Annotated in this window: 14 protein-coding genes; 13 read left to right on the top strand and 1 reads right to left on the bottom strand. The window is 49.4% G+C overall.

Annotation, left to right across the window (positions count from 1 at the left end; translation table 11 throughout):
* The first annotated feature begins 451 nt into the window (after positions 1-451).
* The 4 genes from LKX83_RS10905 to LKX83_RS10890 all read left to right on the top strand — a co-directional run bounded on the left by LKX83_RS10905 (position 452) and on the right by LKX83_RS10890 (position 3,331).
* Positions 452-844, top strand: a complete 393-nt coding sequence (locus LKX83_RS10905) for an OsmC family protein (protein ID WP_227882217.1) — start codon at positions 452-454, stop codon at positions 842-844.
* Positions 845-911: 67 nt separating this feature from the next.
* Positions 912-1,901 (top strand): sigma-70 family RNA polymerase sigma factor, encoded by a 990-nt coding sequence (locus LKX83_RS10900; protein ID WP_227882216.1) that lies wholly within the window; start codon positions 912-914, stop codon positions 1,899-1,901.
* Between the two features lie 104 nt (positions 1,902-2,005).
* Positions 2,006-2,425, top strand: a complete 420-nt coding sequence (locus LKX83_RS10895) for a GNAT family N-acetyltransferase (protein WP_227882215.1) — start codon at positions 2,006-2,008, stop codon at positions 2,423-2,425.
* Positions 2,426-2,689: 264 nt separating this feature from the next.
* Positions 2,690-3,331 carry a DedA family protein gene (locus LKX83_RS10890; protein WP_227882214.1) on the top strand — a complete coding sequence of 214 codons (642 nt, stop codon included), beginning with the start codon at positions 2,690-2,692 and terminating at the stop codon, positions 3,329-3,331.
* Positions 3,332-3,695: 364 nt separating this feature from the next.
* Here LKX83_RS10890 and LKX83_RS10885 read toward each other — a convergent pair whose 3' ends face one another.
* A complete protein-coding gene (locus LKX83_RS10885; RefSeq protein ID WP_227882213.1) occupies positions 3,696-4,565 on the bottom strand; it encodes an AraC family transcriptional regulator in 870 nt (289 codons plus the stop codon).
* Positions 4,566-4,770: 205 nt separating this feature from the next.
* Between LKX83_RS10885 and LKX83_RS10880 the strand changes: the two genes are divergently transcribed.
* The 9 genes from LKX83_RS10880 (at position 4,771) to LKX83_RS10840 (ending at position 18,303) form a co-directional block, all read left to right on the top strand.
* The gene (locus LKX83_RS10880) at positions 4,771-6,147 is read left to right on the top strand and encodes an ABC transporter substrate-binding protein (RefSeq protein ID WP_227882212.1); all 1,377 of its coding nucleotides are present in this window, start codon (positions 4,771-4,773) and stop codon (positions 6,145-6,147) included.
* 55 nt (positions 6,148-6,202) lie between these two features.
* Positions 6,203-7,132, top strand: coding sequence for a carbohydrate ABC transporter permease (locus tag LKX83_RS10875; RefSeq protein WP_227882211.1), 930 nt, complete (start codon positions 6,203-6,205; stop codon positions 7,130-7,132).
* An 11-nt stretch (positions 7,133-7,143) separates the two neighbouring features.
* Positions 7,144-8,013 carry a carbohydrate ABC transporter permease gene (locus LKX83_RS10870; RefSeq protein ID WP_227882210.1) on the top strand — a complete coding sequence of 290 codons (870 nt, stop codon included), beginning with the start codon at positions 7,144-7,146 and terminating at the stop codon, positions 8,011-8,013.
* A gap of 33 nt (positions 8,014-8,046) precedes the next feature.
* Positions 8,047-9,123, top strand: coding sequence for a family 43 glycosylhydrolase (locus LKX83_RS10865; protein WP_227882209.1), 1,077 nt, complete (start codon positions 8,047-8,049; stop codon positions 9,121-9,123).
* 60 nt (positions 9,124-9,183) lie between these two features.
* Positions 9,184-11,199: a glycoside hydrolase family 172 protein gene (locus LKX83_RS10860; RefSeq protein ID WP_227882208.1), complete on the top strand. Its 2,016-nt coding sequence runs from the start codon at positions 9,184-9,186 to the stop codon at positions 11,197-11,199.
* A gap of 750 nt (positions 11,200-11,949) precedes the next feature.
* Positions 11,950-13,095: an ABC transporter substrate-binding protein gene (locus LKX83_RS10855; RefSeq protein ID WP_227882207.1), complete on the top strand. Its 1,146-nt coding sequence runs from the start codon at positions 11,950-11,952 to the stop codon at positions 13,093-13,095.
* Between the two features lie 129 nt (positions 13,096-13,224).
* A complete protein-coding gene (locus LKX83_RS10850; protein ID WP_227882206.1) occupies positions 13,225-14,151 on the top strand; it encodes a carbohydrate ABC transporter permease in 927 nt (308 codons plus the stop codon).
* Position 14,152: 1 nt separating this feature from the next.
* Positions 14,153-14,986, top strand: coding sequence for a carbohydrate ABC transporter permease (locus LKX83_RS10845; RefSeq protein WP_227882205.1), 834 nt, complete (start codon positions 14,153-14,155; stop codon positions 14,984-14,986).
* A gap of 311 nt (positions 14,987-15,297) precedes the next feature.
* Entirely contained in the window at positions 15,298-18,303 is a 3,006-nt protein-coding gene (locus LKX83_RS10840; protein ID WP_227882204.1) for an efflux RND transporter permease subunit, read from the top strand.
* Positions 18,304-18,344 lie beyond the last annotated feature (41 nt).

Raw genomic sequence — 18,344 nt, 5'->3', positions numbered from 1 at the left:
TTTCGTACCATTTTGTAACTGTATGGATTCTGAACTGCAGCTGCATCGTTTACATTTACATTCTGGAGTAAACGTCTTTATCCGTTCTCCATTTATGAGTCCACTAATAACCGTTTTTTTCCAAAAGACGCCTTTTGACTAACGACATTCCCGTTGATTAGTTTTGTCCTTATCGTTGCCAGGCTTTGATTACCCATCCTCAGACTTGTAAAAGAATACTAGTGTTCCCAAAGAATGTGGTGACACCTTTTTTGTTTTAATGAAGGTGGCCATTGTACTACCTCCTTTAGCATAGACAGTACGGCGCAACTTGGTAGCAAAGCTGATCAAAATATTATGATTTATTATAGGTAATATCTATTGAGTGTATTACTTTGATATATTTCACTAATATCGCTATAAAGAGTTATCCTCGTTATAAGTGAAAAACTATATAGCTGGAGGGAATAGATTGGTTATCTCAACTAGTGGAAGTGAAGCTTATATGACCGAGCTTTTTAATGGCACTTCGAAAAATGATTCAGATGTTACCGAAGAGAAGGGGGGAAGTGGTAAATATTTCAGACCACATGATCTGATCGAATCCGGCTATGCTTCATGTTTGAATATTACAACGAGAATGGTGTTGGATTCTATGAATTTATCTTATGACGGGGTTACTGTTAAAGTTGAACTAGATAGAAGCAATGAAGAAAAGACTATTTTTAAGTATCTAATTGATATTTCCGGATCCATCGATAAAGAAACCAGAGAGGAGGTACTGAAAAGGGTAGTGAACTGTCCAGTCAAAAAAACATTATCTAAACAGCTGGAATTTATTAATGAATGCAATATTATTGAATAAGAATCTCGCTGATTGTTAATGAACGGTTTTATTCGATAATTGCGTCTTTAATTATAGAGGTGATCAATTGGCTGAAAAATCGGATGTTGAACTGGTGAGAAAATCCTCGTTCGGGGATCGCGAAGCATTCGCCGAGTTGGTGCGGAGATACTCTAATTACATTTACGGAACGGCTTACAGTTTATTAGGTGACTTTCATGCTGCGCAAGACGTAGCCCAGGAGACGTTTGTTAAGGCTTGGTTCGGGCTCGAACGGTTGCAGGATTATGAAAAGTTTGGAAGCTGGATGGCAAGTATAGCAAGAAGAATCTGTCATGATCGATTTAGAAAACGCAAGTTAGCTGAAGAGCCTCTAGCAGAAGCTGCAGAAATTCCAAACGCGGTATCTCTAGATGAATTTATTGTTCAGCGAGCCGACTCTCATGCCTTGTGGTCGGCGCTTACCGTTCTGGACGAGAAGTATCGCACGACCACGCTGTTGTATTACATGAGCGGAATGAATGCGAGAGAAATCGCCAAGGTGTTGGAAGTACCGATAGGAACGATTGAGAGCCGTCTCAAAAGATCAAAAATTTTATTAAAAAAGGAGCTGATTCACTTAATGGAAAGTACACAGGAGAATAAACTTGGCGAAGAATTCGTCCGTAAAGTCAAGGCGCGCATCAAAAACGCACTTCAAGTTAGGCTAGTTTTAGATATGAGCAAAGCCAAGGATTATTATATCAATGTATTGGGATTTACCGTGGACGGTTGGGGGCACACAGAGCGGGAAGGGGTGGGATTTCTGCTTCAGCAAGCGGAGAGGAAGGAGGATGTAAGGCCAAACGTCAAGCCATCGAAAATGGAACTTGGCGATTGGCAGGGTCCACCTACCAGTTGGGATACGTATGCTTACTCAGATTTTGATGGCGTTCAAGCGTTGTATGAAGAGTTTCGGGCAAAAGGTGCAATGATTGCTTACGATCCGATCGTCGAAGATATGGGAGAAAGACAGTGGAAAGAATTCGCGGTGAGGGATTTGGACGGTTATATAATTGTTTTTGGCGGAGGAAATTAAATCAATACTTTCCGTTAATATCGTTATATAGAGGTCGCCCCTAATAGATAATCACTGTTTCATTACGCTTTGGGTACAAATATTAATGATTAGGAGAGCATGAAATGATTAAAGAATTAGTGCACGAAAAAGAATGGATTGAAGCATTTGCAATTATGAAAGAACTAAGAACTAATCTAAACCAAAGTACATATCTTGATTTTCTTCAAAGTATGAGGAAAGAAGGATATAAACTGTTTGCATTATATGACAATGAACAAATCGTTGCATTAACTGGCATAATCATGCTAACCACTTTTTATTTTGGAAAGCATGTATTCGTATATGACTTAGTTACCAAATCGTCAGAGCGTTCTAAGGGATATGGTGAAGAACTACTTGCGCATATCCATCAATACGCTAAAGATAATGGATGTGGAATTATAGCTTTGGAGTCTGGGTTATCCCGTGTGGATGCTCATAGGTTCTATGAAACGAAGATGGGTTATGAAAAGGTTGCTTACTCTTTCACAAAAGTTCTTTAAACAAGTTAAGCGCTCATGTTGCTCGACTTGACTAACTTGCGTGTAGTGTGTCGGATGCCAAAAACATTATCCCATTAAAAGCCGCGATAATTGCGGCTTTTTTTAATTATGGGATTAAGCCTTGTCATTTGTGCCAAACATCGACCCCGACTATTGTCCAAGAAATAACTGTCCCCGGGTCTGTTCATCGACTGCAAGACGGTGGGTTATACTGACGAAGACTTAAGACAAGGTCATAAATCGCCTGCCAAGGAGCTAGAATATATGGAATGGATGAACGCACTGTTCGAGCAGTACGGGTACGGTTTGCTGTTTTTCGGATTGTTTGCGGAATCGCTGGCGCTGCCGTTCCCCGGCGAACTGGCTATGGCGATCGCCGGCCATTTGGCGTATTTCGGAAATTCGAACTATTGGCTAGATATGATGTATGCTTTTCTTGGCGCGACGATCGGCACGACCATTACGTATGCGTTGGGCCGCAAACTCGGTACGCCGTTTATTGAGAAATATGGTAAATATATATTTCTGAACAAGCAGCGTTTCACCATGCTGGCCGATTGGTTCGGCAAATACGGAAGCAAAATTTTGCTGATCAGCTATTTCATTCCGGGCTTCCGTCATTTTACGGGATATATGTCGGGCGTGCTTCGCATTCGATTCCGCACCTTCTTGTTGTTCAACCATTTAGGCGCGCTTATGTGGGTCATCGCTTATGTATCGATTGGACGGTTGTTCGGAGCGCAGTTTGAGAAGCTGTTACATCTGATCTCGACTTATTCGCGGATTGCCGTGGCGATCCTGGTCGTTGTTTTGACTCTCGTTCTGTTCTTCAAAATCCGCCGGGCTCGGCTTGCGAAAAAAGCCGGGCTGGCGGAAGCGCCCGAAACGGCATTCGCGGAAATGTAATTGGTGGAGCCTGAATGGATGAGGGGTTGCTTTTATGCGAACATACGTTTCATAGTTATGGTTATGGCGACGGTTCGGGTTTCGGAAGAACATGTATCGCAGCTTTTTTAATGATTGTGAAAAAACCATCAATCAACGTTTTTGTGAGCCCCTAAAAGCTCTTTGCGACGGAATTTACGTCCAAAGAGCTTTTTACGTGTATACAGCTAGATATTAATTCTAAGACGTAATTCCGCCATCATAGCCTCAGCTTGCTACTGGATCTTCATTCAGCAGCTTCCTGTATGTCAGCATCCAAATCAGCGTTACCAGCATATGATCGTATTCATCCTTCTTCACGGTTAATCTTGATTGGCATTAAGCATCAGTTTTTTTTCCTGTAATAGGAGGGAGGAACGTTCTCCACTTTTCGGAAAGCCCTGCTGAAGGCATAGAGGCTTTGGAAGCCAATGCTTTCTGCAATATGGGATAAGGGGAGATTCGTGAACTGAATCATTTGCTTGGCCTTTTCCAGACGGATCGTGACATGGTATTGGATCGGCGTCATGCCGTAGGCTTTTTTGAAAAGTCTGCACAAGTAATATTTGCTTAAATTGGCGAGGTCGGACAATTCATCCAGCGTGATTTCGTGATCTGTATGATGGCTGATGTAGTTCTTGACACGGTCGAGCTGCTCCCATTTGGATAAGAGGTGAGCATTGTTTTGCCAATGGATTTCCCGAAGCAGTTGAATCCACAACTGGACAAACAGACCTTTGGCCGCAATGTCGCGATAAGGAAATTTCTGCTCCAACTCGAAAATGATATCGTAGATCAGCTTCTCGATTACGATCGGGCGGTTTAGCCGGATATGGTTTGGAAGCGGGGACTCGAGATGAGGCGTGATATCCTCGCGGAAGCTTGCGCGCTCCTGTTCCGTCATCGCTTTCAAAGGCTTGTAGGATACTTTAACCGCCGGGCTATCGGGCTGATAGAACAAATCGAAGTGGACGTGCGGCTGGTGAAGCCTCTGGTTGTTGAGCAGCAAGATGGAGTGCGTTTGCATCGGCTTGAACAGGAAGATGTCGCCGGGTATCCCGTTGTAGACCTGGTCCTCCACCGTAACCTTAATCTCGCCGTCTTTGACATATAACAGCTCGTAATCATAGATGACCCGCTCCGTGATAACGAAGGGAGGATCAATGATACTGTCCCAGGCTACGCGTACATAGGGTGATAGAACGTTCATATCCATGTGAATCCCTCCTGTGCCAAATATAGCATAAATGAGGATCCGGTTGGACGAATGAAGAGAGCAATTTTGGTTAAAAAGTTAGTCAAGATGGATATGTGATTCCAGATTTATTTATTCTAAAATCGGTACTAAGCCGCATGAAGCACCAAAGCTTAGCCGGAGAAAACATGGCAATATAGCGCTTACAATTAGGGAGGATACCAAAATGAGATTATCCAGCCAAAGAGGAATTCAACTGCTGCTAAGCATTCTGCTTGTCCAAGGTCTGCTTACCGGTTGTTCCGGCAACGGGGGCAACAGCGGGCAAGGAGCGACGGAGAACGGAGGGGCATCCCAGACGGGCAAGGCTGAGACGAAAGTAGACGGCAAGGTAACGACGATCAAATTTTCCGGCTGGGGCGAGCCCAACGAGAAGAAGCTGTACGAGGACTTGATCAAGCAATTTGAGAGCGAGAATCCTGACATCAAAGTGCAGTACATTCATATTCCGGCCGATTATGCGGGGAAAATGAATACCGTTCTAGCAGGCGGCAACGCGCCAGACGTATTCTATGCCGGCGACGGCGATATCGCCCGTTGGATTAAGCTGGGAGTCATCAAAAACATCCAACAGCAGGTCGATGCAACAGGCTTTGATCTCAGCGGCATGTTTGATTCTGCAGTTTCCCGTTACCGTTATGACGGCGCGAAAATGGGCAGTGGTGATTTGTATGCGCTTCCAATGGATGTGGCCGGCACTGTGCTTTATTACAATAAGCAGTTGTTTGATGAGGCGAACGTTCCATATCCAAGCGCGGAAACGCCGATGACCTTCGAGCAGTTGGTTGAAGTCGGCAAGAAACTGACGAAGGACAGCAATGGTGACGGCAAGCCGGATCAATACGGCATGGGACCGGCTTGGTGGGAGGGATTCGTATGGGGCAATGGAGGCAAGATTTTAAGCGACGACCGCAAGGAATTCATGCTTAACGAGGACAAATCCGTCGAAGCGCTCCAATTCGCGGCGGATATGCGCAATGTTCATCGCATCAGCCCGGATGCGAGAGCGCTGCAGGCGATGAATGACGGGCAAATGTTTGAAACGGGGAAACTTGCCATGATGATCGGCGGAAGATGGTCCGTACCTGTATTCCGGAAATTGAAATTCGATTGGGACGTGGCTCCGATTCCGGCTAATGGCGAATGGAGTGGATGGAGCGCGTCTACGGGGTATGCCGTATATGAGAAAACGAAATATCCGGATCAGGCGTTCAAATTCGCTGCTTTCCTGGCAGGAGAGGAAGCCAACAAAATTCGCAGCGAACAGGGCTTGACGATGCCGGTTTACAAAGCAATGGCCAACTCAGAAGTCTTTCTGACGCCGGGCGCCAAGCCGGAGCATAGCGAAGTCTTCCTCCAAGCGGTGGAGCATGAGCAGGCGGGACCTTGGACATATGTGCCTAACAATAAATGGTGGGATATCGTGAACCAGAATCTCGGGCAGATGTGGGAAGGTAAAAAAACAGCCAAGGAATTGATGGACAGCATTAAGCCGGAAGTAGAGAAAGCGATTAAGGAAGGGAACCCGGAATTGTTTCAGTGAGTATTCACGGGGGAGGGGGATTCCCCCTCTCTCTTCATGAAAAGAGGGGATCGTCATGGCGAACAGCCAAAGCTATAGCCACCGTAAACTGCATTCTGCTGCCCCCGGCAAAGCACGACGTTTCAAGAAGGAATATCTTTGGGCATATCTGTTTATTGCGGCCCCGATCATCGGGTTCATGATATTTGGCTTTATTCCGATCTGTTACTCCGTTTATATCAGCTTCACCCAGTTCGACGGCTTTTCTTCACCGGAATTTAACGCGTTGGACAATTATCAGGAACTGTTTAAAGATCCTTTGATTCGAAAAACGGCGCTCAACACCTGTTATGCGGCCCTGGGCATACCGATTGGGATGGCTCTTTCGCTTGGCATTGCCATTGCCCTGAACCAGAAGATAGCCGGGATCAACTTCTTCCGAACCGCTTTCTTCTTGCCGGCCATCAGTTCGGTCGTCGCGCTGACGTTGCTCTGGAAGTGGGTATTCAATTCGGATTTCGGCATCCTGAATCAACTGCTCGGATACTTCGGCATCCATGGTCCCGCCTGGCTGAATGAAGAAGCCTGGGCCATGCCTGCGATGATTATTCAAGGTGTCTGGGGAGGGCTTGGGTTCAACATGGTGCTGTACCTGGCTGCACTTCAAGGCGTGCCGTCCTCCCTATATGAAGCAGCCGAAATGGACGGCGCCGGAGGCTTACAGAAGCTTCGCCATATTACGATTCCGGGAATTTCACCGACCACGTTTTTTATCATCGTCACGTCCATTATCGGTGCATTGCAGGATTTCGTGAGGTTCCGGATCATGACGGGCGGCGGGCCTAATTTCTCGACGATGACCACTGTTTACTATTTGTTCGAGAATGCCTTCCGCTACATGAATATGGGCTTTGCCTCCGCGATGGCCTGGGGGCTGGGAATCGTAATTATGATTATCACGCTGCTTAATTTCGTCCTGTCCAGACGTTGGGTGCATTACGAATGAGGGGGAGCATCATGACGGTTGCCAAAGCATTCTCTATGCCTTCCGGTAGACGCGAGAATATCGGGTTTTTCAAAAAGACCGCGGCATACGTTTTTCTGATATCCGGTTCACTGGTGATGGCGGTTCCTTTTCTGTGGATGCTATCGACTTCGCTGAAGGAGCCCGGCGTCGTCTTTGAAGTGCCTCCGAAGTGGATTCCGGAAACGATCATCTGGGACAATTACAGACTGGTGCTGATGGAGTCAAATCTGCTTAACGGGTTCTTAAATACACTGGCGGTTACCTTGCCGCCCACTTTTGTAGGACTATTCGCAAGCGCGCTTGCGGCCTATGCATTCGGACGCATGCAATTCCCAGGCAAAAATGTGCTGTTTCTCGCGCTGCTGGCGACCATGATGATTCCCGGGGTCGTGTTAATGGTGCCTTCCTTTATCATATACAAGTATTTGGGCTGGATCGACAGCTGGAAGCCGCTGATCATTCCCGGTATGTTCGGTGCGGCCGGAACCGTTTTTTTCCTGCGGCAGTTTTTTAAGACGATCCCAAGCGAACTGGAGGATGCCGCCAAAATAGACGGCTTGACACCGCTCGGCATTTTCCTGCGCATCATGGTTCCATTATCCAAGCCGGCCCTGGCCACTCAGGCGATATTCGGTTTTCTTGGCGGTTACAACGACTATATGGGTCCGCTCATTTACTTGAATTCCCCCGAGAAGTATACGCTGCAGCTCGTGCTCGCCACGTTCCAAGACAATTACAACGCCGAATGGACGCTGATTATGGCCGGTTCGGTGATTGCGCTTATACCGACGATTATCCTGTTCTTTTTCGCGCAGAAATATTTTATTGAAGGCATTGCGATGACAGGGATGAAAGGCTAGCGAACGATCGAACCGTAAAGAAGGTGTGTTGGTATGAAGAAGTCCGGCAGGATAAGAGGGTATGCAATCGCTGTTACAGTTGCTATTGTTCTCGTTGCCGCGGTTGCGATATGGATGAATCTTCGAGAACGGCCTGAGGAGGGCAAAAGAGTGAATTATACAAATCCTGTATTTGAACCTGTATTCGCGGATCCTTCCGTGATTCGAGGTGACGATGGATATGTTTATGCCTATGGTACGGAGGACGATTGGGGGGACGGGAAAGGATCGCGCATCGTACCTGTGCTTCGATCGAAAGATATGACCCGGTGGGACTATGTCGGGGAAGCCTTTGAGCAGAAGCCCGATTGGATGGACGGCGGAGTGTGGGCGCCGGACGTCGCTCAGTTTCAGGGCAAATATTATATGTATTACACGATGTCGTTGTGGGGCGATCAAAATCCAGGCATCGGGCTGGCCATTGCGGATTCGCCGCAAGGACCTTTTGCCGATCAAGGCAAGATCCTTAGCAGCGACGAGATGGAAGCGTATTCGATCGATCCGATGTTTATTGTAGATGAAGGTCAGCCGTATTTGTTCTTCGGCGGCATTACCTCAGGCATCTTCGGCGTACCGTTGTCCGCTGACGGACGATCCGTTGCCGGGGAGAAGTTTCAAATCTCCGGAACCGGATATGAGGCACCGTATATAATCAAACGGGGAAAGTATTATTACTTCTTCGGCTCAGCCGGCGCCTGCTGTGAAGGTGCGGACAGCACTTACCGCGTTGGCGTTGCCAGAGCGGAGTCGCTTCATGGCCCGTACCTGAATCAGGCCGGCGAGGATATTCGCTATTCGGAAGGCAGCACGATTCTGGGCGGTTATTTTCCCGCAGATGCGGAGCACCCCTTTGTCGGGCCGGGCCATAATTCGGTGATCGCGGACGATGAGGGGACAGACTGGATTGTCTACCATGCGATCGACATCAACTATCCGAAATTCGGCCATGGGGTGACAAGACGCCCTTTGATGATCGATAAGCTGGTTTGGAAGGACGGCTGGCCATCCGTAGAGGGGGCCGTTCCCAGCAATGGAGAGATGCCTGGGCCAATATTTCATGGCAAGCGTTAGGACTGGCGGCAGCGGACTTTTCCGAAACCGGCGGTTTTCGCGGAGAGGGGGGCAGATCGAATGCAGCGGATTCCCCCTCGTCAAATGCGGTTATTCAGCCTTGCCTTTGCCTTGACTGCGCTCCTCGGAGCGCTTGCATGGTATGTCAGGGAGGAAGGCATGCAGGGAAGTAGCGCTTCGACGCAAATCGAGCCTTACGGCTTGGAAGCGATGGAGAGGCTTGACCGATTGCCTTATGTGCAGCCGTATACCTATGCCGGCGGAGCGTCCAGCTATGACCGGAGCGAAGGCAATGCCGACGGCTTCGGAGCAAGCAATTTTCTGTATCAGGACGAGAACGGTGAACAAGTCATGCTCGACCTGAAGGGACCGGGGACGATATACCGGATGTGGTTTACCGGTTTCGATTCCATGTCGGCCGACATTAAGATTTATTTCGACGGAGAGCCGACGCCCCGCGTGAGCATGAAGTTACAGGAGATGCTGAACGGGGCGAACGAGCCATTCCTTGCCCCGCTTGTGGTGGGTGATGCGGACTCCAGCGGCGGCTTTGTCAGTTATTTGCCGCTCTCGTTCGCGAAGTCGGTGAAAATTACAACGAATGGGATGGGGGACAGCTTTTTCTACAACATCGGTTATCATATGTATTCTCCCGATACGGCGGTAAAGACTTGGGATGGCAGTGAAGACAGCGGAGAAGCGCGAAAGATCTGGGAAGCAGCGGGCACGAGTCCGTTCAGTGAAGAGGGAACGGAGCTTGAATCGGGAACGGTTCGTTTGCCGGACAGCGGTTCGGAGGCGGACCTTCTCAACATAGCCGGTCCCGGTGAGATTTTATCCTTGAAGCTGCGCATCCCGGGGCTGGCCCCTGATACGGGACAGTCGGAGGTTCTGAACAGCATCCGTCTGCGCATGTATTGGGACGGAGAATCCGAACCGGCGGTAGATGCACCGTTAGGCGCTTTTTTTGCAATGGGGCAATTCGGACCTTATGGAACGAGAGCCCTGCCGGTCGGGATGGACGATTCGGGTACGATGTATGCTTATTTTCCGATGCCCTTCGAACGGGAGACAAGAGTGAAGCTGGTCAATACCGGGGCCGGGGCGGTGGGGGATATTTCTTATGAAATACGTCATGTGCCATTCGAGGATTCGTTCCGCGATGTCGGTTACTTCAAAACCCGCTTCACCGAACTCGCGGCGGAAGCGTATGACCAGAAGGATCTGCTCGTGTTGGACGAACAGGGAGCAGGGCAATTTGTCGGGGTGGTTCAGTCCCTCCGTTCGGAATTGAACCAGGGCCCGGCTGACCGGTGGCATTTGGAAGGCGATGAGAAAATATTCGTCAACGATAGCCTAAGCCCGGCGATCCACGGAACCGGAACGGAAGATTTCTATAACGGAGGCTGGTATTTCAATAAGGGGCTGTTTACGCAGCCGCTGGCCGGGTACACCGCCTTCCGGATCGACGATGATGTGGACTCTACCGCCATGTATCGCTTCATGCTGCAGGATACCGTTCCTTTTTTAAACGGGATACGCGTGTGGATTGAGCATGGGGCGGCGAATGACGTAACCGAGCAGGTCTGGCTTCTGGCTTATTACTATCATCAACCTCGGAGCCGAGCCGTATTGACGGATACGCTTGATGTAGGGGACGCGGCAAGCGAACAGGACCATGCTTATGAAATGACGAAGCCCTACTGGAACGGAACGAGCGCCTATCAGTATGAAGGCGTAAAGGTGAATGAATTGATCACGGATCGCGGTCGTGCTTTTACGGGCTACAGTACCTTTACGTTGGATCTGAACCCTGACAACGAGGGAGCGCTGCTGCGCAGGCGCTTCGATCAGACCATTGAGAACCAATCGGCCAAGATCTATGTGGATGATGCGTACGCAGGAATATGGTACAGGGCAGGAAGCAATGGTACCCATAGCTGGCGGGACGATGATTTCCCGATTCCGTCAGCTTTAACGAAGGGGAAGGATCGGATTCGCGTCAAAGTAGCGTATGTCGACACGTCGGTGGCATGGAACGAGTACCGGTATAGTATCTATTCGCTGCTGCCTTAGGAAAGGGATTGGCCAAAATACCCTCAAGCGACCTTTGGGTCGCGACGGATAGAATTGTACTGCTAGAGGACTTCTTAGAGCAGATAAGAGTCTCGGCTAGTCGTCTTCGAAAAAAGTCTTTGCTCGCCATCGGCGGCTGCAAAGGCTTTTTTATTGTCGTCGAGTGTCGATTAATGCCATTAACCATCTGATCGGACAGCTCCGGACGTACGACGGCACCGAACTGCTCTTCCGTCAGCAAGCCACTCTTCAGGGCGGCTTCTTTGAGCGACAATCCATTCTTTTATCCGACGTCGATCAAGCCCACCGACCAAATCGCCGGGTATGCCCGGAGCATGTTCATGCGATTCAAATACCGCTTTTCCTCATCTTCCGGAACAGGTGACAGCGCCCTTTTTCTGCCCCATTAAGCCTATCTTTGCATGGTTTGAATGCCAACAAATGGAGAAAGGTGGAATGAAATGATCCGACTGGGAGAAGGGAGTAATGTCTTCAATTTATCAATCCGTGGCGCCATACTGCAAAGACTGCTTTAATTTTGCTGGGCTATAATGACAACGAATTAGAACGCTTACATAACTGAGGGGATGGAATGAAATGGCCAAACGTAGAGGGGCTCTCCTAGCATTACTCGCGACTATTGTTTTTGCCGCAGGCTGCTCCAAAGAAAAAGAGAACGTTAATCCGGCTAACTCTGACAGCGCTTCCAGTCCGGCGGCAAGCATCGCGGCTTCCGCTGAGAAGGTCACCTTGAAGGTATGGGGGGACTTAATCAACCAAGCCATCGCGGAGGAGCCGTTCAAGAAGATCAACGAAGCCTTCATGGCCAAACATCCGAACATCAAGATCGACTACGAGTTCGCCCAGAACGAAGATTCGCTCAACGTCGCCCTGCAGGCAAATACGTTGCCGGATGCCTTCTTCGTTCAAGGCAACAAATCTACCAAAATGAAAGAGATGGCGAAAGCCGGGCAGATCATTCCGCTCGACGAATACAAAATTGACAGCAGCAGATTCCCGGAAGAAGCGATTAACTACACGTTGGTTGACGGGAAGATGTACAGTTCTCTTCCGTCTTTCTTCGACTATGCCATGATCTACTACAACAAAGACATCTTTGCGAAATACAGCTTGGAGGCGCCGAAGACGTGGGATGACTTCCTCAAAACGCTGGATACCCTCGTCGCGAACGGGGTAACGCCGATCGCGGTAGGCGGTAACGGAGACTTCGACCGTTATTGGCCGATTCAGGAGATGGCCCCCGCCTTCATCAATGAAGACATGATCAACCTGTACGAAGGGAAACCGATCGACGAAGCACGCATGACCGAGCTTTTCGACGCCTACCGCATGTTCGTAGATAAAGGTTATTACGGTAAAGATTTCGTCGCGATGGACGGCAAAGCCGCGCAGCTTGCCTTCACGAACGGCAAGACGGCGATGATCTTCGACGGAACCTGGAACAACACGATCTATGAGCAAACGTCGCTGAACATCGGACGGTTCGCGATGCCCGGCAAGGACGGCGTCCGGTACGCCCAGGAAGGCATGAACAACCTCACGACCTATGCGGTGGCTGCGACCAGCAAACACCCGAAAGAAGCGGCGGAATACGTGAAATTCCTCAGCAGCCTCGAAGCGGCACAAATTGTCGAGGATGCAAACGGACACGTGCCGATCGTGAAAGACATCAAGCCGAAAGGCGAAATCGTAGCCGAATTCTCCGCATTCGACAAAGTCGGCAAAAACATCTATCACGCCTTCTCGGCCGCAGCGAATGAGAAGTCGAAACCGCAGGACCTGTTGCTCACGGAAATATTGCCGAAGCTGATGTTGAAGAAGATAACCGGAGCGGAAGCGACGCAAATTCTGCAGCAAGAACTAGCCAAAAAATAGAGGTCTTGGAAGCCGTCATGCCGTCCGTAGGGTCTACTGAAAGCATGACGGCTTTTCGCTAACGATTCGTCCTCTAAAGAGGACGGCGAAGCCGTTTTTACTTGTTACCCGAGGAAAGTGGGGTCAGGCATGTCCTTTCTTGCAAAAAGACCGTTTTTGCTGTTTCTGTTGCCCGGATTTATCATCTACTCGCTGTTCGTCGTCTACCCCATCGTGGCAGCCGCAAGCATAAGCTTTTTCCGCTGGAATGGCATCGGCCCGAAGACGTTCGTCGGTCTGGACAACTACATTGAATTGTTCACGAGCTCGGAGATGATGTCGCAATTTTCGAACGCCTTGCTGAACAGTCTTCGGATTTTCGTCCTGACGGTTTTGATTCTCATTCCCTTACAGATCATCGCCGCCTACTTAATTTATAACCAGGTGAAAGGGTACAAGTTTTTTCGGGTGGCCGTTTTTTCGCCCCAATTTATATCGACGCCGGTAATCGTCTTTATTTTTATGCTGTTGCTGGACAGCAACGTGGGCGTCTTCAACAAATTGCTGGAATGGATCGGTCTGGGCGAATACGTCCGGCCGTGGCTGGGTTTGCCCGGATACGGCATGAACATCGTGTGGCTGATGATGTCTTGGTCCGGCTTCGGCGTCGGCATGATTTTCTTCCTCGGAGCCATGAAGATGATCTCGAAGGAGTCTCTGGAGGCAGGGTACCTGGACGGGGCCGGATTCTGGAAGCGGCTGTTCAGCATCATCCTGCCCCAGATGAAAATTACGATTCTGAATATGATTTTGATTACGTACATTGTCTCCATGACCGTATTCGACTTCAACTATATTCTGGGAGGCGTCTCCGGGGGGGTCGACCACGACGTGGACGTGATGGCGCTGCTGTTCTATCGGATCGCGTTCGGCGAATCCAGAAATCCTCTCGGAGGCAACATCAGCGAGAATTCAATGGGGCTCGGATCCACGGTTGCATGCGTATTGTTTCTCTTGATTTTCGTCATGTCCATGCTCCAGGTCTGGTTGACATATCGCCGCAGGGAGGAGGTCTGACATGATCGGCGTTTCCGAAAAGAAGAAGTCGGCAACCGCAGCTTCCGTCCTGCTGTGGATCTACTCGTGCTTTACCGTGTTCGTGCTCGGGTATATGGTTTATCATTCCTTAAGGCCCAAAAGCGAATTGCTGACGAATACGTTCGGCATTCCGAAATCGCTCGGTTTCGATACGTATATCAAGATGTTCACGGAGCAGAAGTTTCACCGTTACTTCCTCAACAGCACGCTCATCCTTGGCGCGACGCTGGTGCTCATCGTCATTTTTGCGTCCATGGTCTCCTACGCGCTCGGACGGTACAAATTCAAGTTCAAGAACGTGCTGCAGGTTTATTTTCTGCTAGGACTCATGTTCCCCGCATCGCTGGGCGTGCTCCCGCTCTTCTTGCTCATGAAAGACCTGCATCTGCTGAATTCGTATGCATCCGTCATTCTGGTCTTGTCGGCGGGCATCTCCATGCCGGTGCTGCTGTTGACGGATTTCTTCGCCAAGATGCCGGGTGAGATCTATGAATCGGCCATTTTGGACGGGGCGTCCGAATGGAAAACGTTCTATCGAATCATGTTCCCGCTGGCGAGCCCGGTCATTTTCAGCATTTGCATCGTCATGTCCGTACAGATCTGGAACCAGTTTTTCATGCCGCTTATTTTCCTTCAGAACGACTCGCACAAGACCGTGCCGCTGATCGTCATGAAGTACACGAGCAATCTCATGCTGTCGATGGACAAAGCGATGGTAGCTTCGGTTATCGCCACGGTACCGATTTTGGTCCTCTTCATGATTTTCTCCGAAAAGATTTTGGACGGCGTCGCCTCGGGCGGAGTCAAGGGTTGATCATTCATTGAGCCGGCGCGCCGGCTCTCGATGGCTTTAAATGGCTGAAGCATGGACGGAGGGAGTTTCAGTAAGGCCCCCTTGAAAACGTGAGTCAAGGTAACAATTAATATTTGATGTTTGTATTACTCGAATATTGACCGAATGAAGCCCGCGTAAATCGCGGGCTTTTTTAATTAGCGCGCCTAGCCAAGTTAGGCACAACGTGATTTTATTCTTTTGTTACATTTTCGTTAGTGGGGGTTTAGAGACAGCAATTATGCTGAAGTACGAATAGGAACTGAAATAACAAACTTGAAAGGGGAATGGTAATGCAATCTTTCATTCAAGGAGTTTTCAAAAACAAAGCGGCGATGATACTTCTGATCGTCATGGTACTCGGATTAGGGGTATTCAGCTACTTGAAGCTGCCAATGGAGTTTTTGCCGGAGGCGGATAATACGCAAGTGACAGTGACGGCGATTGGGCCAGGCTATGACGCTGCGATCATAGAGCAAAGAGTGACGAATCCGCTTGAGCAGTCGGTGGCGGCCGTTAAAGGAAAAACGAACGTATTCTCCACATCGGGCGATGGTTTCTCGCAAGTCAATATCCATTTTGATTCGAACACGGACATGAAAGAAGCGAAAACGGAGGTAGAACGTGCCGTTGCCGCCGTAAAACTGCCGGAGAGAGTATCGTTGCCATATGTCATTCAATACAATACTTCCATGATTCCGATATCTTTCATCACGTTGACGTATGCGAGCGACAATTTATCTGATGCGAAGAAAGAACAATTGGAACAGCGCGTCATTGATTCATTCCAAGCGATTGACGGCGTTGGCAGCGTTCAGTTGTCCGGCGAGATCAAGTCCAAGGTGAGTATCATACCGGATCCCGTAAAATTGAAAGCCAATGGCGTTCCATTCCAGGCATTTTACGGAGTTCTTCAAGGTCGCGAGGCATTCGCTTCAATCGGCGAGCAAAAGATCGGCGGCACGAACGTCAATTTGAATGTTTTTGCCGAATTGAACGATCTAGAAGCGCTTAAGAAGCTGCCGGTAGCAAACGAAGTGACGCTTGGAGATGTGGCCGATGTCAGGCTTGTTCCAGACGATGAGAGCATCAATCATTTCAACGGAAAGCCATCCCTCTCACTGATCGTTTCCAAAGCCTCCAACGCTAACGCTGTCCGAGTCGGAGAAGGGATCAAGGAAACGGTTGAGAAATGGAATGATGAAAGCAAGGACGTCAAGCTAAACATCATCATGAATACCTCCGATCAGATCGTTCACTCCGTTAATAGTATGTTACAAGAAGTTTTGATCGGCGCGTTATTCGCTACATTCGTCATCCTGATTTTCATGCGGAACATCCGGGGCACATTGGTGACAGTCGTATCGATCCCTCTTTCGCTTGCGGTGACGCTATACTTGCTGGATTTATCAGGAATCACACTTAATATTTTGACGCTCGGGGGTGTGGCGGTCGCAGTCGGACGCTTGGTGGACGATAGTATCGTCGTCATCGAGAATATTTTCCGCCGCTTGCAGAAAGAGAAATTTTCGGTGGAGCTCATCATCCAAGCAACGCTGGAAGTGTCCCGCGCCATTACGGCTTCCACTTTGACGACAGTTGCGGTGTTCCTGCCGATGGGCCTGCTGCGCGGCTCACTGCAATCGTTCCTGCTCCCGTTCGCATTGACGGTAACGTATTCATTGATTTCCTCGCTGCTCGTCGCTTTGGCGATCGTTCCGCTTCTTAGCGCCGGCGTTCTGAAAAACGCCAAAATAAAAGAGCATGCGCCTTCCAAACGGTTCACCTCATTCCTTCATTGGAATTTGCGCTTCAAATGGATTCCTATTTTAATCGCGTTCGTCCTGCTAGTCGGATCCATCGGAACGTACTTTTCGATGCCCAAAGGCGTAATCGATTCCTCGAATGCTGAAAATTTGATCATCACGCTCGAATACGATCCGGACACGCCGGTTGATCAAGTAACCGCAAACGGTAAGAAGCTTGAATCGTTCCTGCTTAAACAGGAAGGTCAAGAATGGGTGAGAATGTTGATCGGCAATAGTTCCGATGCGGCCAAATGGGGCAATGTCACATCTCCGACGTTAGTCACGTATACGCTTGGCATGAAAAAAGGCGCCGATGCGGAGAAATTGATCGAAGCCGTCAAAGAGGAACGAATTCATTTTCCGAATGCCAACTTGAATGCCGGCAAAGGCAATCTTTTCGGTGAAAGCAGTTCGACGCAAGTGTTTGTCGACATCACGGGCGACAACATGGATCAAATCACGAAAACAGCCGGGCAAGTGATGGAGAAAATCAAGCTGATCCAGGATGTACTTAAAGTTGGGAGCAATCAGGAGCAGAAAAAAACCGTCTACACGCTCGAAGTCGACCCGTCCCTGGCTAAGGGCGGAGACATCGCTCAGCAATTGCAAGGAATGCTCAACCCGGTACCGATCGGCGAGTTGAATGGTAACGGCCAGTCACAGCCCGTCATTCTCGAGCCCGCATTTGCTCCGGCAACCGAAAACGACCTTTCGGGACTAACGGTGATGACGGAACAAGGACCGCAGGCGGTATCGAGTGTCGCCAAGTGGGTAAAAGCAGAAAAAGCGACGAAGTACTTCCACAGAGACGGCAAGAACTATGTCCGCGTCACCGCAACGGTGGAGCCAAGCCAGTTGTCCATTGTCGGGGCGAAAATAGCGGACGAAATGAAGAAGATTACGCCTCCTGAAGGCGTCGAGTTGAACGTTGGGGGAGCATCGGCCAATCAGGCGGGCGATTTCACCAGTCTATTCATGATGATGCTCGTTTCCATTGGTATCGTATATCTCATCATGGTCTTCACGTTCAAAACCCTCCGCGCTCCGATTGCGGTTCTCTCTTCGCTGTTGTTCGTACCGATCGGTGCCGTTCTCGGTATTCTGATCTCCGGGATCACTCCCGATTACACCGCGATTTTCGGTGTCATTATGCTAGTCGGCATAGTCGTAACGAACGCCATCGTCTTGATCGACCGCGTGCGGCATAATGAAGAATCGATGTCGATCCGAGAAGCGATTCTGGAAGCGGCCGGAACACGGATAAGACCGATATTGATGACCGCGGTCGCCACTGTCTGCGCGATGCTGCCGCTTGTATTCGGTGCATCGGAAAGCGGAAGCATCGTTTCGCAAAGCCTTGCGATCGTTGTAATTGGAGGCTTGTCCGTTGCTACGCTGCTGACGCTCGTTATCGTGCCGTGTATCTATGAACTTCTCTTTTTCCGGAAGTCTTCACGTCAGCAACGAGTAGCTCATACAAGTAATATCTAGAATCTAACTAGAAGCTTCGCTTTCAGAAGCCGCCGGGAACT

It is taken from the genome of Cohnella baijiui (assembly GCF_020731285.1).
Classification (GTDB): Bacteria; Bacillota; Bacilli; order Paenibacillales; family Paenibacillaceae; genus Cohnella.
The sequence above is the reverse complement of the archived record's forward strand: the minus strand, read 5'-3'. Positions and strand labels throughout refer to the sequence as shown.